The sequence below is a fragment of the Rhodococcus sp. NPDC057014 genome (assembly GCF_042673295.1).
Lineage (GTDB): Bacteria > Actinomycetota > Actinomycetes > Mycobacteriales > Mycobacteriaceae > Rhodococcus_F.
This window is the reverse complement of record NZ_JBHUSF010000054.1, coordinates 17,122-37,042: the sequence shown is the minus strand read 5'-3', so window position 1 is coordinate 37,042 and position 19,921 is coordinate 17,122. Positions and strand designations below refer to the sequence as shown.

Annotated in this window: 17 protein-coding genes; 8 read left to right on the top strand and 9 right to left on the bottom strand. The window is 68.8% G+C overall.

Annotated elements, in window-relative coordinates; all coding sequences use genetic code 11:
- Positions 1–691, bottom strand: a 691-nt coding sequence (locus tag ACFTZB_RS13950; protein ID WP_378432317.1) for a hypothetical protein, incomplete at its 3' end; no start/stop codon positions are given.
- 122 nt (positions 692–813) lie between these two features.
- On the opposite strand from ACFTZB_RS13950, the gene trmB reads away from it, so the two are divergent.
- From trmB to ACFTZB_RS13935, 3 genes are read left to right on the top strand one after another with little or no spacing between them, the layout of a single operon-like run.
- Positions 814–1,590, top strand: coding sequence for a tRNA (guanosine(46)-N7)-methyltransferase TrmB (trmB, locus tag ACFTZB_RS13945; RefSeq protein ID WP_193384867.1), 777 nt, complete (start codon positions 814–816; stop codon positions 1,588–1,590).
- Positions 1,587–2,318 carry an NYN domain-containing protein gene (locus ACFTZB_RS13940; RefSeq protein ID WP_015888977.1) on the top strand — a complete coding sequence of 244 codons (732 nt, stop codon included), beginning with the start codon at positions 1,587–1,589 and terminating at the stop codon, positions 2,316–2,318. Before trmB ends, ACFTZB_RS13940 begins: the two co-directional genes overlap by 4 nt.
- A 10-nt stretch (positions 2,319–2,328) precedes the next feature.
- On the top strand, positions 2,329–5,301 hold the full coding sequence (locus tag ACFTZB_RS13935) for an MMPL family transporter (protein ID WP_378432314.1): 2,973 nt from the start codon (positions 2,329–2,331) through the stop codon (positions 5,299–5,301).
- Here ACFTZB_RS13935 and ACFTZB_RS13930 read toward each other — a convergent pair.
- From ACFTZB_RS13930 to ACFTZB_RS13910, 5 genes are all read right to left on the bottom strand, one after another.
- A complete protein-coding gene (locus tag ACFTZB_RS13930) occupies positions 5,276–7,147 on the bottom strand; it encodes a DUF2339 domain-containing protein (protein ID WP_378432312.1) in 1,872 nt (623 codons plus the stop codon). The genes ACFTZB_RS13935 and ACFTZB_RS13930 overlap by 26 nt on opposite strands.
- Positions 7,148–7,213: 66 nt before the next feature.
- Entirely contained in the window at positions 7,214–7,864 is a 651-nt protein-coding gene (locus ACFTZB_RS13925) for a DUF1707 domain-containing protein (protein ID WP_378432310.1), read from the bottom strand.
- 61 nt (positions 7,865–7,925) lie between these two features.
- Complete coding sequence (locus ACFTZB_RS13920) at positions 7,926–8,594, bottom strand: response regulator (protein ID WP_378432308.1); 669 nt, start codon at positions 8,592–8,594, stop codon at positions 7,926–7,928.
- The gene (gene macS / locus ACFTZB_RS13915) at positions 8,587–9,789 is read right to left on the bottom strand and encodes a MacS family sensor histidine kinase (protein ID WP_378432306.1); all 1,203 of its coding nucleotides are present in this window, start codon (positions 9,787–9,789) and stop codon (positions 8,587–8,589) included. The genes ACFTZB_RS13920 and macS overlap by 8 nt, the downstream gene beginning before the upstream one ends.
- Positions 9,773–10,999, bottom strand: a complete 1,227-nt coding sequence (locus ACFTZB_RS13910; RefSeq protein ID WP_378432303.1) for an AI-2E family transporter — start codon at positions 10,997–10,999, stop codon at positions 9,773–9,775. Before ACFTZB_RS13910 ends, macS begins: the two co-directional genes overlap by 17 nt.
- Before the next feature lie 188 nt (positions 11,000–11,187).
- Here ACFTZB_RS13910 and ACFTZB_RS13905 point away from each other — a divergent pair, with 188 nt between their 5' ends.
- Both ACFTZB_RS13905 and ACFTZB_RS13900 read left to right on the top strand, forming a co-directional pair.
- The gene (locus ACFTZB_RS13905) at positions 11,188–12,645 is read left to right on the top strand and encodes an adenylate/guanylate cyclase domain-containing protein (RefSeq protein WP_378432301.1); all 1,458 of its coding nucleotides are present in this window, start codon (positions 11,188–11,190) and stop codon (positions 12,643–12,645) included.
- Positions 12,646–12,673: 28 nt separating this feature from the next.
- Positions 12,674–13,807 (top strand): YbhN family protein, encoded by a 1,134-nt coding sequence (locus tag ACFTZB_RS13900; RefSeq protein ID WP_378432299.1) that lies wholly within the window; start codon positions 12,674–12,676, stop codon positions 13,805–13,807.
- A gap of 21 nt (positions 13,808–13,828) precedes the next feature.
- On the opposite strand, the gene ACFTZB_RS13895 is transcribed toward ACFTZB_RS13900, so the two are convergent.
- Positions 13,829–14,680 (bottom strand): alpha/beta fold hydrolase, encoded by an 852-nt coding sequence (locus ACFTZB_RS13895; protein ID WP_378432297.1) that lies wholly within the window; start codon positions 14,678–14,680, stop codon positions 13,829–13,831.
- A gap of 87 nt (positions 14,681–14,767) precedes the next feature.
- Here ACFTZB_RS13895 and ACFTZB_RS13890 point away from each other — a divergent pair, with 87 nt between their 5' ends.
- From ACFTZB_RS13890 to ACFTZB_RS13880, 3 genes are all read left to right on the top strand, one after another.
- Complete coding sequence (locus tag ACFTZB_RS13890) at positions 14,768–15,346, top strand: TetR/AcrR family transcriptional regulator (RefSeq protein WP_378432295.1); 579 nt, start codon at positions 14,768–14,770, stop codon at positions 15,344–15,346.
- A gap of 94 nt (positions 15,347–15,440) precedes the next feature.
- A complete protein-coding gene (locus ACFTZB_RS13885) occupies positions 15,441–15,818 on the top strand; it encodes a DUF3054 domain-containing protein (RefSeq protein ID WP_378432293.1) in 378 nt (125 codons plus the stop codon).
- Positions 15,819–15,878: 60 nt separating this feature from the next.
- Positions 15,879–17,351: a peptide MFS transporter gene (locus tag ACFTZB_RS13880; protein WP_378432291.1), complete on the top strand. Its 1,473-nt coding sequence runs from the start codon at positions 15,879–15,881 to the stop codon at positions 17,349–17,351.
- A gap of 24 nt (positions 17,352–17,375) precedes the next feature.
- Here the strand turns inward: ACFTZB_RS13880 and ACFTZB_RS13875 are convergent, their stop codons facing one another.
- Entirely contained in the window at positions 17,376–18,113 is a 738-nt protein-coding gene (locus ACFTZB_RS13875; RefSeq protein WP_378432289.1) for a sulfite exporter TauE/SafE family protein, read from the bottom strand.
- Positions 18,114–18,170: 57 nt separating this feature from the next.
- On the bottom strand, positions 18,171–19,850 hold the full coding sequence (locus ACFTZB_RS13870; protein WP_378432322.1) for an NTF2-like N-terminal transpeptidase domain-containing protein: 1,680 nt from the start codon (positions 19,848–19,850) through the stop codon (positions 18,171–18,173).
- Positions 19,851–19,921 lie beyond the last annotated feature (71 nt).

Sequence of the window (19,921 nt, the reverse complement as noted above, 5' to 3'; positions counted from 1 at the left end):
GGTGGAGCCTGGCCGCGGCGGCGCCGAGAGCGACCGCGTGGTCGCCGGAGAGATACCGCTCCAGCACGTCGCGGGACGCGAGGCTGCGCGCGGCCTCCGACCGCAGCGTGTTCAGCAAGATCTCACCGCGGCGCGCCCGCGCCCGCGCCACCCGGTCGGCGACCGCGGCCGACACCGCGCCGATCCCGGACTCCGCGGACGTCCCTGCAGTCGCGAGCGTGCCGATCAACGGCAGGGCAGGGAGGCCGCCCTCCTCCGCGCATTCGGCGGCCAGCGCGGTCGCCGTCGCCCAGGCGTCGGCGGGCACGCGCGACGCGCCCACCGTGTCTGCCTTGTTGAGGACGAACAGGGCCTGCGCCGGGTCCAGGTTCCGCGCGGCGTCCCGGTCGGCGTCGCGCACCGCTTCGACGAGGACATAGACGACGACGTCGCCGTCCAGCACCGGGTCGGGCGCGCCCGGCACGTCGACGGCGTCCGCTTCCTCCACGACCGCGCCGGCGAGGCCACCGGCGGCCAGCGCGGCGGCCACGGTCGACCTGCCCACACCCGCCCGACCGGCCGTCTGCACCCGGATCGGCGCCCCGAACGCCGCAACGGCGGCGCGCACGCGGTCGCCGGCGACCTCGTCCAGTGCCGCTACTTCTGCGGCGAGATCCGCCAGTTCTCTGCCCCCGGCCTCTGTAGTGCCCATGACGCAGTCACCCCCCTTCGTCCCGCGCCGATTCTGTCAGACCCGCACCGAATCGGCGTGGGCAACCGTGCAGGCTGGGCACCGGATTACCGAAAAAGTCTCAAGGTGAACTTCAGACCCGTATGCCAGAAACGCCCCTCATGCGTGACAATGGTCCGGTGAACCACGCTGATCAGGATGCACCCGCCGTTCCCGAGGAGGGGCAGACGAAGGACTCGAAGGGGTCCCGTCTCCACCCGAGGGTGACAAGTTTCCGCTCGCGCAGGGGCGCTCTGACCGCCGCCCAGCAGGAGTCGTGGGACCGGCAGTGGCCTGTGATCGGCGCGGACGTCTCGGACAATCGCCTGGACGCGCCGTCGTGGTTCGGCCGGGACGCGCCCCTGATCCTCGAGATCGGCTCGGGCACGGGTACCGCCACCGCCGCGATGGCGAAGGCCGAACCCCACGTGAACCTCATGGCCGTCGAGGTCTACCGGCCCGGTCTCGCACAGTTGCTCCAACAGATCGAACGGGACGAGATCCCGAACATCCGGGTCCTGCGCGGCGACGCCATGGATGTCCTGGAGAACATGATCGAACCGGAATCGCTCACCGGAGTCCGTGTCTTCTTCCCGGACCCGTGGCCGAAGGCCCGCCATCACAAGCGGCGCCTGTTGCAGGCCCCCACTTTCGCCCTGATCGCGAGTCGGCTGAAGGCCGGCGGTGTGTTGCATGTCGCAACAGATCACGCCGAGTACGCCGAGGCCATCGCCGAGGCAGGCAACGCGGAACCCCTCCTGACCTCCCTCGACTGGGAGTCACCCATGACGCACGAGCGTCCGGTGACGAAGTTCGAGGACAAGGCCCACCAGGTCGGCAGTGCGATCACCGAGTTGATTTGGGGGAAGATCAGGTCATGAGCGTCAGCGAGCAGTACACCGACACAGCCGGCACCGCCCCGGCAGGCACCGCGGTGTCGTCAGGATCTCCCGTGGTGGGTGCACGTGACGGGCGCCACCAGAAGCGGGTCCTTCTCGTCTGGGACGCACCCAACCTCGACATGGGTCTCGGCGCCATCCTCGGCGGCAGGCCCACGGCCGCCTACCGGCCACGATTCGACGCACTCGGCCGCTGGCTGCTCTCCCGGACGGCGGAACTGTCCGCGTCCGGCACCGACACACTCGAACCCGAGGCGACGGTCTTCACCAACATCGCGGCTGGCAGCGCCGATGTCGTGAGACCGTGGGTCGAAGCCTTGCGTAATGTGGGATTCGCGGTGTTCGCCAAGCCGAAGATCGATGAGGACAGCGACGTCGACTCCGACATGCTGGACCACATCGCGCTTCGTCACGGCGAGGGGCTGGCCGGTGTCATGGTCGCCTCTGCCGACGGTCAAGCATTTCGCGAACCGTTGGAGGACATCGCCGCGACCGGCATCCCGGTCCAGATACTCGGGTTCCGCGAGCACGCCAGCTGGGCGGTCGCGTCCGACCTTCTGGACTTCGTCGATCTCGAGGACATCCCCGGCGTGTTCCGGGAGCCACTGCCTCGGGTCAGCCTCGACACACTGCCCGACGAGGGTGCCTGGTTGCAGCCGTTCCGACCGCTTTCCGCCCTGCTCGTCGGGCGGAAGAGTGCTGCCGAGTAGGAGTTGATCTGTGTTCGCGAGCTGGGGAAGCGTCGTCTACCGGGCCCGATTCACCGTCATCGGCATCATGGTTGCCCTGTTGCTCGGTTCGGCCGCGTACGGCCTGGGCCTCGAGAAGCATCTCAGCCAGAGCGGCTGGGACGATCCGGGCTCGGAGTCGGTCGCCGCCGCCAAGCTGGCTGACGGCACCTTCGGGCGCGACACCAACAGCGACGTCGTCGCGCTCTACACGGCCCCCGAGGGCAAGACGATCGAGGACCCCGAGTTCCAGGCGAAGGTCGTCGCGAACCTCGAGCGGCTGGCCGCGGAACACCCGGACAAGATCCTCAAGATCAACGGCGGCTATTTCAAGGTCGGGACCGCACCGCAGCTGGCGTCCGCCGCGGACGCCGACAAGCAGCACGCGATCGAGAGCATCGCGATCGTCGGCGACAACGACACCGAGGTCACGGCCAATTTCCGCGACGTCAAGGACGAGTTCTACATCGACGGCGTCGACGTGCAACTCGCCGGTCTCCAGCCCGTCTCGGGTGCGCTCAACGACACGATGGCCACGGACATCCGGCGGATGGAGCTCCTCGCGATCCCGGCCGTCGGCATCCTGCTGTTCTTCGTGTTCGGTGGTGTCATCGCCGCGGCGCTGCCGCTGATCATCGGCGGCCTGACCGTTGTCGGCGCCAACGGCATCGTCCGCCTGATCACCAACTTCACCGAGGTCAACTCGTTCGTCGCGCCGGTGGTCTCCCTCGTCGGGCTGGGCCTGGCCATCGACTACGGGTTGTTCATCGTCAGCCGGTTCCGAGAAGAGATGGCGGAGGGGTACGACACCCGCTCCGCCGTCCGCAGAACGGTGATGACCTCGGGCCGCACCGTGGTCTTCTCGGCGACGATGATCGTCGCCAGCCTCGGCGGTCTGCTGCTGTTCCCGCAGGGCTTCCTGAAATCCGTCGCCTACGGCGCCATCGCGACCGTCGGCCTCGCCGCCCTGACGTCTATCACGATCCTGCCCGCGATCCTCGGCATCCTCGGCAAGCGCGTCGACGCCCTCAGCCTCGAACGTTTCCGTCAGACCAAGAACACCGAGGAGATCGAGGCGAGCATCTGGGGCCGGCTCACCCGCTGGGTGATGCGCAACCCGCTCAAGGTCACCATTCCCATCGTCGTCGGTCTGCTCCTGCTGATCGTGCCGCTGACGGGCATCAAGTTCGGTGGCATCAACGAGACCTACCTGCCCCCGGACAGCACGACCCGCGCCGCGCAGGAACAGTTCGACGAAATCTTCCCGAACCTGCGCACCGAACCGGTCAAGCTCGTCGTGTCCGACGCCGACAACAAGGCGCTCGGCCAGATCATCAAGGAAGCCAGCGGCGCACCGGGCCTGATCGAACGGTTCACCCCGGAAGGCGCGGCCAAGGACGGCGTGGTCGTCCTCAAGGCGGGCCTCGTCGACCGCAACGAGTCCAAACCGACGATCGACTATCTGCGCGCCATGGACAGTCCGGACGGCGTGCAGGTACTGGTGGGCGGCACACCGACGATCGAACAGGACAGTATCGCCGCACTGCTCGACCACCTGCCCACGATGGTGATCTCCGTCCTCTTCCTGACGACGCTGCTGATGTTCCTGACGTTCGGCTCCCTGGTGCTGCCGATCAAGGCGGCATTGATGAGCGCGCTGGGCCTCGGATCCACGCTCGGCATCCTGACGTGGATCTTCATCGACGGTCACGGTTCGGACTGGTTGAACTTCACCCCCGGACCGATCATGTCGCCGGTGCTGGTGCTGATCATCGCGATCGTCTACGGCCTGTCCACCGACTACGAGGTGTTCCTGCTCTCCCGCATGGTGGAGGCGCGGGCGCAGGGGGCCAGCACCACGGAGTCGATCCGCATCGGCACCGCGCACACGGGCCGCATCATCACCGCGGCCGCGCTCATCCTCATCGTCGTCACCGGCGCATTCGGGTTCTCCGAACTCGTGATGATGAAATACATCTCCTACGGCATGATCGCCGCGCTCATCATCGACGCGACCCTCATCCGCATGTTCCTCGTCCCCGCCACCATGAAGCTGCTCGGCGACGACTGCTGGTGGGCGCCGGCGTGGATGAAGCGGATCCAGGAGAAGACGGGCCTCGGTGAGCCCATCCTCGACAACGAGTTGATGCCCACCGACGTCCCGGAGCTCACCCCGATCGGGACAGTCCCGCCGCCGCGCAAGCTCGCGGCACCGCCCGCACCCCGGAAGCCGGAGCCGCTCACCGAACCGATCCCGCTGGTGACCGCGCGGGCGCTGGCCGCGAAGATGTCCGAGGACGACGCGAAGGCACGCAAGGCGCAGGACGAGGCCCGGCGGTCGGCGACCGGCCGGCCCGCCCGGCCGCCGGTGGAGATCGAGGAGCCGGCCGCGGAACCGCAGACCACCGCGCTGCCGCAGCCTGCTCCCCCGCGTCCGGCCCCGACGCAGTCCCGTCCCGCGCCGCGGCCCGCACCGCAGTCGCGTCCCGCTCCCCGGCCCCGCCCGGCGGCGGCCCCCGCCCCGGGTCCGGCCACCGAGTCGCGTCCCATCGAGAGCTGGCTCGCCGACCTCCGGTCGACGTCGGCCGCCGAACCGCGGCCGATCTCCTCGCCCGCCGAACCGCGACCGAGTGCGTCGGCGCCGTCACTGCCCACGCGCTCGCCGCGCTCGGTGCCCGCACCGTACGAGCAGGAGACCCCCCAGTCGTCTCCTGCCCGCCCGGTGCCGCCGATCCCGTCGCGGCGTCGCGCCGCCGAGCCTGCGGAGCCGGTGAACGGCGGCAGGCGGACCAATGGCGCGCCTGCCAACGGGAGCCCGGCCAACGGTGCCCCGGCCAACGGCTCGCGCCGCCGCGCCGAGGAGCCACCCGTCGATCCGGACGACGCCTCGAGCGGCAGACACCGCGCCGACGACGGCAACGCCGTCAGCGTCAGCGAACTCATCGCTCGGCAGAACCGGCGCTGACGGAACCGTTCGGCGTTCCCCGCCCGGCCTCCCGCTCCGCGAATTCACGCGCGTAGCGGGTGCCGGCGAGGAGCAACAGCAGGCCCACCACCAGGAACGCGAGGACGCGGAACAGTCCGTCGAGGGTGGCCAGGTCGAACAGGAACAGTTTGGCCAGGGCCGCGGCGGTCAGTCCCAGTCCGACGCCGAGCGCAGTGTGGGCGTAGTCGCGGCGGGCCAGTCCGAACACCAGGGCCGCCGTCGCCGCCGCCATCCACGCGATGGTCGCGGCGCAGTGCCCGGCGATGAAGCCTGCGGACGTCCCGGTGAGCGCCGTCCCCGCCGACACCGTCGCGGTGGTGACGGCGTACAGGATCACCAGCCCGGCGAGCACCCACCACGGCTGGGCGTCGGCGGTGCTCAGCAGCTTCAGTGTGTGTGCGTACCAGACGAACAGGAAGACCGTTCCCGCCAGCACCAGCGACGACAGCACCGTGGTCACCCCGAGCGCGTCGAGCGCCCGGTACTCGTCGACGAGGACGGACGGCGGCGCGGTGATCGCGAAGGCGAGCCCGCCGACGACGGTGAAGACGGCACCGACGGCGTATGCGATTCGTGACTCCGCCTGCCCGCCGACGGTGAGGAACAGTGCCGCCACCCCGAGCAGCACGAGCGGTGCGAGGTCTTCGCTCGACCCGAGAAGGCAGGCTTCGAGCAGCGCGAGGGCACCCACGCCGGCGAGCGCGATCCGGGCGTGGTTCGGCAGCGACCGGGCCCCGGCGAATGCGGCGAACATCGCGGCGGCCAGCGCCAGGGCGATCAGCGTGGGCCCGGGCCGGTCGAAGAGATGGCCGATCACCAGCGTCGGGACGGCCGTCGTGACGATCATCGCGGTCGCGGTGACGTCGCGGGAGTTGCTGCGCAGCAGGATGATCGACGACACGAGTCCGAACAGGGCAACCAGTGCGGCGGAGGCGAGCAACCAGAACCGCTCCGGCCGGTCGTAGAGCCCGGCGTTCGCGATCGCGATCACCAGTGCGATCACCACCGGGCACGTCCTCGCGACCGCCAGGTACAGCCAGTCGCGGCCGAGTTGCGCCGGGAAGCTGGCGACCTGAATGACGAACAGGAAACCGATGAGGGTGAGCGTGATGCCGTCGGTGAGCACGGGCGCGAGCACCGCGGCGCCGGCCACCACGAGCAGGGCGAGGAGTTGCGAACCCCACCTGACCGCCAGTGCGACACCGGCTCCCGCGATCCCGAGCGCCACGACCATCGCGAGCACCGGCAGCAGCCAGTGATAGACGACCGCCACGGCCACGACGTCCAGGTAGGCGCCGGCGATACCCGTCGCCGCGAGCGCGATCCCGCCGACCCGGCCACCCGGCCGTCCGAAGACGCGGGCACCGGCGACGACGAGACCGGCCGAGAACAGCCCGCCCGCCACGACGCGCAGTTCGGGGCCGAAGAATCCGGCCTGCGCGGCCAGCACGAGCAGCATCACCACACCGATCAGGGTGACGGCGACACCCGCGACGGCGAGGACGCGGCTGATCATCCCGTCGCGCTGCCACCAGGGTTCGCGAACCACCCGGGGCCGCGGCGCGGGAGCCGGCGGATACGGGACGGCCGGTGCGGGCGGCGGCGCCGGGGCAGTCTGCGCCACCGGTGGCCGGTACATCGGCACCGGCTGGGGCTGTGGTTGGGGCTGGGGTTGGGGCTGGGGCCGCGGGACGCTCGCGAGTTGCGCCTGCAGGACGGCGAGGTTCTCACCCACGTGACGCATCTGCTGACCGAGCGCCGAGAAGTCGCCGGAGAGCTGCGCGACGAGCCGGGGGTCGACTGAAGGAATACCAGGTGTGGACATGGATCAATCGTCCTGCGGCGACGGCGCCCACACATGAGTAGGCCTACTCGAGGGACCTGCGTCGTGCTACCCGAACATGCGGCGGATCGACGTGCCGAAGGGGTGCTTGGCGGTCACGCTCCCGAACCGGACCTTGCCGCGGACGACGAGGTGCAGCGGGCCGATGGGAGGGCCGGTCCGCACCTTGTTGGTCGCGGAACCGCCGACCGTCTCGACGCCGTTGAGGTCGACGGTCGCCTCCTCCGGAACGACCAGCGAGATCGTGCTCGCGTAATCGTCGATCGTCACGTGCACCACCTGCGTGGACATCACGGCGCGCGTGAAGTCGAGCGTCACCGTCGACAGCCGGGTGTTCACCTCGAGGGCGGGGGGAACGTTCCACGAGCCGGTGCGGCTGACCGACGACATCCGGCCCCGGACGACGTCGCCCGGCGGCGGTGCCGGTGACCGGTGGACGGTCGGCGGCACCGGCGGCGCCGGGCGGGACACATACGGCCGGTCGGGGTACGGCGGCGGCGTGAACTCGGAGATCAACTGGATCCCGGGCAGATCCACCAGGACGACGTTCAGCTCCGCGCGCGTCTTCGCGGCGAGTGCCGTGTCCATTCGTTCGGTGAACTCCCCGAGCGAGAGCATCCCCTGGCCCACCGCCCGCTGCAGCAGTTCGCCGACGTGTTCCCGTTCCGCATCCGATACGCGTAGGTCCCGTGCCTCCATACCGACCAGGCTAGCGCCCGTGAGTACTTGTTAACCGCCGGACGTTAACAAGTACTCACGGCTACTCGAGGCCCTGCTCGATGGCGTACCTGGTCAGCTCGACGCGGTTCGCCAACTGCAGCTTGCGGAGGGTGGCCTGGACGTGGTTCTCCACGGTGCGGTGACTCAGCGACAGCTTGGTCGCGATCTGCTTGGCGCTGAGCCCTTTCGCGACGAACCGCAGCACCTCGGTCTCCCGCTCCGTCAGTTTGGGGACGGCGGGGCCCTGCTCGTCGGCGGGTGCACTCGACATTCGGCGGTACTCCCCCAGCACGAGTCCCGCAAGCCCCGGCGTGAACACCGCCTGCCCGGCCGCAGTGGCCCGCACCGCGTCCAGCAGTTCCTGCACGGACGCACTCTTCACGAGGTACCCGGACGCCCCGGCCTTGACGGCGTCGAGGACGTCGTCACGCTCCGACGAGGCCGACAGCACCAGCACCCGGCTGTCCGGCGACACGTCCAGGACGGCGACGGTGGCCGCGGCCCCGTTGCCGTCCGGCAGTTGCATGTCCATGAGGACGACGGCGGGACGGGTCGCCGCCGCCCGCCGTCCCGCGGCCGCGACGCCGTCCGCGGTGGCGACCACGGTGAACCCGGCGCCGTCGAGGTCGCGGGCCACGGCGTCCCGCCACATCGGGTGGTCGTCGACGACCATCACGGTGATGTGTTCGCCGGTCTCCGGGTCACCCATGTGTTTCGTCTCCCTTCGGCACGCGGATCTCCCATTCGGTGCCCTGGCCGGGTTCGGTGTCGAGTTCGGCGGTGCCGCCGAGCGCGCCGACGCGGCCCAGAATGGATTTCGATACTCCCATGCGCCCCTCGGCCTCCGCTTCGGCCAGCCGTCCCGGGGCGATGCCGGTGCCGTCGTCGCGGATGCTGACGATCACCTCGGCACCCAGATCCTCCAGCAAGACGTATGCCCGGGCGCCGGTCCCCGCGTGCAGCGCGACGTTGGACAGTGCCGTGTCGACGATCGCGACGAGTTCGGTCGCCCTCCCGCGCTCGATTGTCACCGGATCGGCGGGGGTCGAGACGGACACCGTGGTGCTCGCCCGCGTGCCCAGCAGCAGTCGCACGTCGACCGCGCTCCCACCCAGATCCGACGCGACACCGGCGCCCTGCTCGGAGATGAGCATCCGCAGCGCGACCTCCTGTTCTCCGGCAAGTTCCGCGAGTTCGGCTGCGGGCCCACCGATCTCATTGCCCCTGCGGCGCACCAGCGCGAGCACCTGCAGGACGCCGTCGTGCACCTCCCGGGCGAGTCGTTCCCGCTCCTCGGTGGCGGCGGCCAACCGCACAGCCTGCTCCAGCTGGGCCTGCGCGCGCCTCGCGGTGGTGGTGGCGAGCCCGAGCGCCAACCCCACCGACACCAGGACGGGTGCCGTCGCGTCCTTCCACAGGTCGAGGTTGACCTGGTCACGCACCACCGCACTCACGGTCGCCATGAGCACCCCGGACGCCATGCCGAGCCACGGCCCGCCGAAGACTGCGGCGGAGATCACCGCGTTGGTGACCCACAGCGTCGTCGGCAGCGTCTGATGGTGGCTGTACCACTCGTGATCGGAGACGAGACGCGTCGATGCCATCAGCGCGATGGCGATCACCTGGTCGGCGATCACTACCTGGTAGCGCGGGACGTTCCCGTGGGACAGCAGGACCGCCGACAGTCCCGACCACACCGCCATCAGGGCGACGAAGAACCAGCTCAGCCGCTGATGCGTGTAGTACTGCACCGACACGACCTGGTAGCTGATCGCGTACACCAGCGTGACGAGGCGGAACGCCTGCGCCGCACGCCACAGCGGGGCGTCCGGGTGGGTGTCGAGTTCGGCCGCGGCTCGCGGCCGGTAGTGCAGGCGGGTGCGGTGTTCACTCTCGTCGGTCATGGGTCTGCGCCGGGTTCTCCGAGTGTGGGTCGTGGTGCGGTGGTGGGTCGGCTGCGGCCGGGTAGAGCGGGACGGCCGGGTCGTCGACCTCGAGTGCGTCGTAGGTGGCGTCGGGGTCCGGGGACAGCAGTGAGCGCACCGCCGTGTTCAGCAGCGCGACGATCGGCACCGCCAGCAGACCGCCGACGATCCCGGCGAGGACGATGCCGGTGGTGATGGCCAGCACCACCGCGAGCGGGTGCAACCGGACCGCGCGGCCGAGCAGCAGCGGTTGCAGCACGTGGGCCTCGAGTTGCATCACCCCGATGATGATGCCGAGCACGATCAGCGCCGTGAGGAATCCCTTGGTGACCAGAGCCACGAGTACTGCGAGGAAGCCGGTGAGGAATGCGCCGACGATCGGGATGAACGCGCCGATGAACACGAGCGACGCCAGCGGCAGCGCGAGTGGAACCCCGAGGATCGCGAGTCCCGCCCCGATCCCGATGGCGTCCGCGGCGGCCACCGCCACCGTGGCCCGGACGTACCCGATCAGCGAGCCGAACCCCTGACTTCCCGCGAGCCGGACCCGCCGCCGGGACGCGGACGGGACGAGGCGGGTGACGAACTCCCAGATCTGGGAGCCGCCGTAGAGGAAGAAGATGAGGGTGAACAGGGTCAGCAGAGCGCCGGTGAAGATCTCGCCGACGACCGTGGCGGTGGTCAGTGCGCCACTCGTCAGCTGCTGCCGGTTCTCCTGGATCGACTTGACCACCGAATCGCCGGCCTGCCGGATCTGGTCCTCGCTGAAGTGGAACGGGCCGTTCGTGAGCCACCCCTGGATCTGTGTGATGCTCGCCTCGAATTGTTCGGTGAGGCCGGGGAGACCTTCGATGAACTGCTCGACGACGAACGTCATGATCCCGGCGACGATGCCGATCGAACCGATGAGGACGACCAGGACGGCAGCCGACCGCGGCACCCCCTTGCCCTGCAGCCAGTCGACGAGGGGCACCAGCAGCGCCGACGCCAGGAGCGCCAGGCCCACCGGGATGAGGACGGTGTCGAGCCTGGTCACGATGTATCCGAGGGTCAGCAGACCGGCGAAGATGACGAGGAGCCGCCACGTCCACTCGGCCGCCACCCGCACCACCGGGTGCACCGACGCCGAAGGGTGACCCCCGCCCTGTGTTACCGCGGCAGTGTCCGAGCGTTGCTCGTTCGCGTTCACCTGCGGAGCGTATCGAGGTTCGGGCGGCGCCGGGTGCTTCGCGCGGGAAACACGTGCGCAGGGCACGCATATGCGCCGTTTTGGGGACGTGTCCTACGCCACCCGGTACACCCCCCGCTAAATTGAACGGCGTGCGGAAATCCTATAGAGCGATCGCGGCGACGGTCCGCAGCAGATGGCCGCTCTATATGGTTTCGATGCTCCTCGCCAATTTCATCGGCGCCATCCTCGTGTTCGCGTTCGTGCGGTACGGGGTACCGATCCCCGAATCGGCGGCCATCATGGCCGACCGGGTGCGCAACGTCGCGATCTTCGGCGGCTATCTCGCGTTCGCCGCCGTGGTGAGTCTCACGGCCGCCGCGATGATGCTGCGGTCGGTCGTCCGCTGGCAGTTGCGGGGCGGTCCGCCGACGCGCAGCGAGCAGATGTCGGCGCTGCACGCGCCGCTGCGACAGGCGATCGTGCACCTGGTGCTGTGGATCCTCGGCGGCATCATCTTCGTGCTGCTCACCATCACCGAGATGCCGGAACTGGCGGTCGCGGTGATCGTCACCGTCTGCATGGCCGCGACCACCACGTTCGGCTTCACGTACATGCTCGGCGAACGCATCCTGCGTCCGGTGGCCGCCCGCGCGCTCAGCGAGGGCGAGTTCGACAGGACCATGGCCCCCGGCGTCGGTACCCGGATGGCGATGACGTGGGGCCTGGGAACGCTGATGCCCGTCATCGGCATCATCCTGCTGTGCGTGACGCAGATAACCACCGACCTCGTGTTCTCCCCGGACGCGCTCGCGTGGGCGATCATGCTGCTGTCGATCATCGCGATCGCGCAGGCGTTCGCGCTGTCGATGCTGACGGCCAGCCAGATCTCCGACCCGATCAAGCAGCTGCGGCGGGCCATCGAACGCGTCCAGCGCGGCGCCACCGACGTCCGGGTCGAGGTGTTCGACGGCAGCGAGGTCGGCCGGCTGCAGGTCGGGTTCAACCGCATGATGCGCGAGTCGGACGAGCGTCGGCTGCTGCGTGAACTGTTCGGCCAGCACGTCGGCGAGGACGTGGCGCGGCGGGCACTGCAGTTCGGCACCGAACTCGGCGGCGAGACGAGGTTCGTCGCGGTGCTGTTCGTCGACATGGTCGGCTCCACCGGCGCCGCCGCGGAGCGTCCCCCCGGCGAGGTCGTGAACCTGCTCAACGAGTTCTTCCGCGTCGTCGTCGACGTCATCGACCGGCACCACGGCTTCGTCAACAAGTTCATGGGCGACGCGGCGCTCGCGATCTTCGGCGCCCCACTCGACCGCCCCGACGCACCGACGGCGGCGCTGGCCGCGGCCCGGGAGTTGCGGTTCGCGTTGAACGAGATCACCGGCCTCGACGTCGGCATCGGTGTCTCCGCGGGCCTCGCCGTCGCCGGCAACATCGGCGCCGCCGAACGCTTCGAATACACGGTGATCGGAGACCCCGTCAACGAGGCGTCGCGGCTCACCGAACTCGCCAAGCTGCACCCCAGCCGCGTGCTCGCGTCGACGAGTGCCCTGTATTTCGCGGACGACGACGAGCAGGCGCACTGGGAACTCGGCGAACAGGTCCAGCTGCGGGGCCGTCGCCGCAACACCCATCTGGCTTGGCCGGAGGACTATCCGGAGTAATCCGCTACCCGTTGGTTACGCTGGCCAGGTGGCACAGCCTCGATCCGACCCGCCCACTGCCGAGCCTCCTCGGCAGCGAAGCCGATACTGGTGGATCAAATGGCTACTCGGCGCCGGCCTCCTGGCCCTGCTGACCGTCGAGGGAATCTATCTGTGGCCCACACTCAGCGATTCGTGGAAAGCGCTCACCGAGATTCACTGGGGGTGGGTCGCCGCCTGCATTGCAGCCCAGGCCGTGTCCCTGAGCGGGTACGGAGCGGTCCAGCAGCGGTTGCTGCAGGCGGGCGGAGTCGTCGTCAGCCAGCTCAAGTCGGTGTCGGTGATCTACGCGAGCACCGCGATGGCCGTGAGCCTGCCCGCCGGTCAGGTGTTCTCCACCGCCTTCACCTACAAGCAGACCCGCAAGTGGGGAGCCACCCCCATCGTGGCGTCGTGGCAGCTGGCGATCTCGGGCGTGATCGCCGCGGGAAGCCTCGCGCTTCTCGGCGCCGCGGGCGCATTTGCGGTGGGCACCAAGGTGAGTCCGGTCACTCTGGTGCTGTCGCTGGTGGCCGCGTTCGGGTTGTTCTACGCACTGCGATACATCTCACGTAACCCCGACTCGATCGAATCGATCGGGCTGTGGGCGCTCGCCCGGTACAACAAGTTCCGCAAGAATCCGCCCGAAGCCGGCGCCGAGCGGTGGCGGGAGATCCTGAGCCAGCTCGATTCGGTCGAGCTGAGGCGCAAGGATTCGATCATCACGTTCGGGTGGTCGGCGGTGCACCGGCTCGCCGATGTCGCGTGCCTCGGTTTCGCGTGCTGGGCGGTGGGCGCGGAACCGTCGTTCGCGGGTCTGCTGATCGCGTTCGCCGCGGCCAAGGCGGTGGGCAGCATTCCCCTCGCGCCGGGCGGGCTGGGGTTCGTCGACGGCACCCTGATCGCCACACTGACCGCGGCCGGGGCGACCGCGTCGCAGGCGCTCGCGGCCGTGTTCGTCTATCGCGTCGTGAGCTACATCCTCGTCGCACTGGTCGGCTGGGTGGTGTTCCTCATCCTGTTCCGCCACAACCAGCACGAGGACCTGGAGATGGACCTCGAATTCGAGCGCCGTGAGCAGTCGACCCCGAGCACCAACCACACGCAGCACACCACGGACTCCGAGCCCGACTCCCAGCCGTGAGTACTTGTTAACGTCCGGCGGTTAGGAAGTACTCACGGGTGGCAAAGCCGCAAACGCCCGGATCGCCTCCGCCACCACGTCCGGGCGGTCCTCGGGCATCAACGTGTAGCTGTCCTCGACCTCTCGCAGTCGGGCGTTCGGGTACAGCTCGGCGAGTCGCCGACCGTGGTCGCGGGGCATCACCTTGTCCTCGATCGCCCACAGCACGAGGACCGGCCGGTCGAAGTTCCGGTTCGCCTCCGCCCATTCGCGCAGTGTCGACTTGGACGGAAGCGACGTCGTGTACTTGCGCAGGTCGCGCCGCACCCGGCGGTCGGTGGTCGCGGGGCGGAACCAGCCGTCCATCACCGGTTTCGGCACGGGCCGCTTGCTCATCCACCCCCACGCCGCGGGAGCCCGGCGCATCGCCCGGAATCGGAGCGCGTGCATGGTCAGGGCGAGTCCGCCGGGGACCGCCACCGCGAGACCGATCGCGCGACCGGGTATTCCTGGCGGATAGTTGTCGAACGCCTCGCACGGCGTGAGGACGAGGGCCCCGACGCGGCTGGTGTCGCCGAGTGCGATCAGCACCTGCGCGCCGCCCCAGTCGTTCTGCACGAGCGTGACGTCGGCCAGGTCGAGTTTCTCCAGGAACTCGCCGATGAGCAGTCCGAGACCGCGTAGCGAGAGGTCGGCGTCGGCGCGCATCGGGATGCGGTGCGCGCCGAGCGGGAGGGTGGGGAGAATGCAGCGGAAGTCCGGGACGAGGCGCTCCACGACGTGCCGCCACACGGTGCCGTCGATGGTCAGGCCGGAGATGAACACGAGGACGGGGCCGTCGCCGCCGGTGTCGTCGTACTCGACGGTGCCTGCGGAGAGTTCGATCTTTTTCATGGCGCTCACTCCATTTGATAGATCGTTCTACTGAGACTCAGGTTACGATGGGGTGCGCACCGAGCGCAACGGTCGGAGGCAGAAAAAGTGAACGACACCAAGGCCCGGATCCTCGGCACCAGCAGCGACCTCTTCCGTCGCAACGGCTACACCGGGACCGGACTCAAGCAGGTCGCGGCGGAGGCCCGCGCGCCGTTCGGGTCGATCTACCACTTCTTCCCGGGCGGAAAGCAGCAGCTCGGCGAGGAGGTCATCCGCACGTCGGGCGAGGAGTACGCGCGGCTGGTGTTCTCCATCCTCGACGCCCATCCCGACATCCTGGAGGGGATCGAGGTCGGGTTCCGGCTGGCCGGCGAGACCCTGGTGGCCACCGATTACGCGGACGCCTGCCCCATCGCCACGGTCGCGCTCGAGGTCGCGAGCACCAACGAGGTGCTCCGCGTCGCCACGGCGGATGTGTTCACGAGTTGGATCGACTCCGGCAGCGCCCTGTTGCGGGCGCGCGGGTTCGGTGAGGCCGATGCGAGGCGCCTGATCCTGGGGTTCGTGACCAGCCTCGAGGGGGCGTTCGTCCTCGCCCGCGCGCTCCGCAGCACCGAACCGCTCGACGCGGCCGGGGCCACCGTGCTCGCCGCCGCGCGCGCCTGCCTCCCCCCACGTGAGTGAGAAAGCGTCCCCGGACACGCTTTGCCGCTCACGTGCGGGGTGGGTGAATCGATCGGGCGGAACGCCGCGTCGACGCCACCTCTAGGCTGGCCGTGTGAAGAAGTACCTCCCCGCGCTCGCCCTGGATGTCGTCCTCGTCATCGTGTTCTGCGCGATCGGCCGCCAGAGCCACGACGAAACCAACGCCCTGACAGGCCTGGCGACCACGGCCTGGCCGTTCCTGTCCGGTCTGGCGGTCGGCTGGCTCGCGACCGTCGCGCTATACCGCGACAAGTTCGACGCGTTCCTCATCGTCCCGACGGGCATCGTGGTGTGGTTGTCGACGCTCGTGGTGGGCATGCTGTTGCGCATCGTGAGCGGCCGAGGCGCCGAGATGCCATTCCCGTTGATAGCCGCTCTGAGCTTGGCCCTGTTCCTCCTCGGCTGGCGTGCCCTCGCGAAGATCGTGACGAAGGCGCGCGCCACCACCTGATCGCGGGCGAATCCACCCCGACGGCACCCGAACTTCCGCTCGAGGTGAGACAGTTTTCCCATGAGTGACACCATCGATCCGGCCCGGGACGAGCGGCGGTCCGACCGCGGTTTCTTCGGCCAGCCGTTCGCCCTCGCGAACCTGTTCGGCGTCGAGATGTGGGAGCGATTCTCCTTCTACGGGATGCAGGGCATCCTGATCTATTACCTCTACTATTCGGCCGCCGACGGCGGTCTCGGAATCGCCGAATCGTCCGCTACCAGTATCGTCGGCGCCTACGGCGGCACGGTGTACCTGTCCACCATCCTGGGAGCGTGGGTCGCGGACCGTCTCCTCGGCTCCGAACGGACCCTGTTCTACAGCGCCATCCTCGTCATGCTCGGCCACATCGCCCTGGCGGTGTTCCCGGGACTGTGGGGTGTGGGCATCGGCCTGGTCTGTGTCGCGTTCGGCAGCGGTGGGCTCAAGGCCAACGCCACGTCCCTGGTCGGCGATCTGTACGACGAGCAGGACGAGCGCCGCGACGCCGGGTTCTCCATCTTCTACATGGGTATCAACCTGGGTGCCCTGGTCGGCCCGCTGCTGACGGGCTGGGCGCAGGACGCCATCGGGTTCCATGCCGGCTTCGCGCTGGCCGCGATCGGTATGGCGCTCGGACTGATCCAGTACACGCTCGGCCGCAAGCACCTCCGGGGTGTCGGCGCCGAGCCGACCAACCCGCTCCCCCACGACCAGCGCACCAAGTGGATCGCGATCGGCGCCGGCGCGGTGATCGTGATCGCCGCCCTGTCACTCACCGGAGTGATCACCGCTGCCAACATGTCGGACATCGTCGTCGGTCTCACCATCGTCGCGGCGATCGGCTATTTCGCGGTCATGCTGACGAGTCGCCGCATCACGGCCGTCGAGCGCAGCCGCGTCTACGCGTTCATTCCGATGTTCATCGCCAGCGCGGTGTTCTGGTCGCTGTTCCAGCAGCAGTTCACCACCGTCGCCGTGTACTCGGACAAGCGACTCGACCGCAACCTGTTCGGCTGGGACTTCCCGCCGTCGTGGGTGCAGTCCATCAACCCGGTCTTCATCATCATCTTCGCGGGTGTGTTCGCGGCCGCGTGGACGAAACTCGGCCCCCGTCAGCCGTCGTCGCCGATCAAGTTCGCGGCGGGCACCATCATCATGGGTCTGGCGTTCCTGGCGTTCATCCCGATGTCGGGTGGCGGCGCGAACAGCGCACCGCTGCTGGGTCTGGCCGGCATTCTCCTGCTGTTCACGTTTGCGGAACTGCTGCTGTCGCCGGTGGGCCTGTCGCTGTCGACCAAGCTGGCGCCCGAGGCGTTCCACACGCAGATGGTGGCGTTGTTCTTCCTGTCCGTCGCGCTGGGCACGGCGATGGCGGGCACCCTGGCCAAGTACTACGACGAGAACAACGAGGTCCCGTACTTCACTGCGGTCGGGCTCGGCTCGATCGCCGTGGGTGTGCTGCTCGCCATCGGGGCGCCGTGGATCAAGCGTCTGATGAAGGGCGTGCACTGAGATCTTCTGCGCGGAGAAGCCGTCTCAGCGCAGCCACAGCCACACGGCCAAGCCGAATCCCGCCATCGCGATGACGACGCGGAGGACGGACGGCGGTATCCGCCTGACCACGGGCGGACCGCACCAGCCACCGGCCAGGGCGCCGATCGCCATCGCGGCGGCGGCGCCCCAGTGGACGGGGCCGAAGGCCGCGAACCCGATCGCAGCGACCAGGTTCGCGACGCCGAGGAGAAAGCTCTTCAGAATGGTGGCGCGCCAGATCGTCTCCGACGTGAGGATCAGGGCGATGGCCAGGAAGATGACGCCGGCGCCCGCACCGAAGTACCCGCCGTAGATGGCGACGACGAACAGTGACACCGAATAGGTGCGGGGCATGTCCCGTTCGCCCGCCAGCGCGCGTAGCCGGGGTTGCAGCAGTAGCGCCAGCGCGGCGAACGCGACCATGAACGGGACGATCGCCTCGAACGACCCTGCGGGCGCCAGCAGCAGGATGCCCGCTCCGACCAGGCCGCCCGCAGCCGAGTACAGCGCCCACCGCCACAGCTTGGGACCGGTGTCGGCGACCTCCCGCGTCGAGTTGGACAGTGCGCCGACGCCGACTGCCACCATCGCGACCGTGTTGGTCACGTTGGCGGTCACGGGCGGCAGACCGACGGCGAGGAGTGCGGGATACGACACGATGGACGCCAGGCCGGTGACGAACCCGACCAGTCCGGCGAAGAACCCCGCTACGACGAGAAGACCGATATCAAGCAGGGACACAAGGTAGAAACTTACCCTTGCTCACTTACTCCCTCAGCGCGGACGCTCCCCGCCTTGTCAGTTCGCCGGCTTCGCCATCTCACGGAAGAGCATGTCGGTCATCTTCACCGCGCGGTCGCCACCGTCGGCGTCGGCGACGAAGACCGCAAAGGCCAGGTCGCCGCGTGAGCCGTAGAACCAGCGGTCGTCGCCGCTCGCACCGTTCATGCCCATGAGGTCCGGGTAGCCGTTGAGGTACGACGCCCCGCCCCGCACCACGTTGTCGCGCATCATGCCCCGCAACTGGTCGTTGACGTTCGCAGGAAGCGGCTGAGCGGCCACGTCGGTGGTGCCCGGCTGCCCCTGGACGATCATCGGCGCGGGCGCGCTGCCCCGTGCGATCGACGCGGCCAGCATGGCCATCCCGAACGGCGTGACGGCGGGCAGGTCGCTGTCCTTGCGGTTCATCACCTGGTTCATGCCCGACTGGTCGGCGGTGAAGACTGCGGTCTGATGGTCGAGGCCGGGGATCTTGTAGTTCATGCCGAGCCCGAGCTGATTGCCCGCTTTCTCGATGTCCTCGATCGACAGCGAGGACGGGTCGACGCCCTTCTGCAGTCCGGCGGCCTTCTTCACCAGGTCGAGGTTCGATCCGGCGTTGTAGAGACCTTGGAACGCGATGGGCCCCTGCTCCATCGCCTGGTTGTTCTGCGCGGCGGCCAGCACGGCGCCGGAGGACGGCTGGATCGCGACGATCGCCGCGGGGGTTCCGACGCTGACGACGGCTTCCTCTGCTGCCAGCTGCAGGTGGGAGTCCACCGTCGCGACGATGTCCGGTCCGGGCGGGCCCTGGAAACCGGCCTGCGGAATGAGCGTGCCGTCGGGGTCGACGAGGTGGACGGCCCAGCCGGCCGTCGCGTCCCGGTTCGCCTGCCACACCTTGCGCAGCGGATCCAGCAGCGGCGTCGTGATGCGCCGATCCGACGTGATGAGCTTCGGCGTCTTGATGGTGATCACACCGGGGATCGCGAGATCCTCCTCGAGGAATTGCCAGTCCTGGTCGCGCAACAGCACGGCGGTGACCTGCTGGCCGGGTTTGTCAGCCATCTCCGCCATCATCGAGTCGGCCGTCACGAGGGGAGCCACCGGCTCGAGGACCTCCGCCAGCCGCCGGGTGGTCGCGACCGGGTCGGGCATCGTCGCGGGATCGAGGGTGACCGAGTTGATGGTCTGCTCGTTCATGAGCAAACCGCCGAGTGCGTCGAAGACCCGCGGCGGCGCGGCGTCCGTCCGGTCGTAGCGGACCACCCGACCGTTGCCCAGGTCGGGCGCGAGGATCGACGGATCCCAGGAGATGCGCCAGCCGACGGACAGGTTCCGCACACCGCCCTGAACCTGGTAGCTCCAGTCCTTGCCCTCACCGAAATGCCAAGCGGCACCGACGGTGAAGAAGCCGGAATCCGAGCCGAGATCCATGAACTGGGTCACGTCGAACGTGGCGTCCTCGGGATGGAGGCCGTCGAACATCTGCTGAATCGCCGTCTCCGCGGCGTTGGGATAGGAGGTCTGCGCTGCAGCGGCAGCGGCATCGCCCTCGTTGAGTGCGTTGACGAAATCGTCGACGACCGACTGCGCGGTCGCTTCCTCTTTCGAGAGCACGCACGACGCCAGAATTACCGCCAGAACGACACCCGACGTCAGGGCGATCACGTATCGGTTACGGCGGCCAAGCGATCGTCCATTCCCCATGTCCACCATCTTGCTTTCAGTCACATGCGTAACAAGCACCATTTGCCTACGAAGGAGTTACGGTTGAGCCACAACTTATC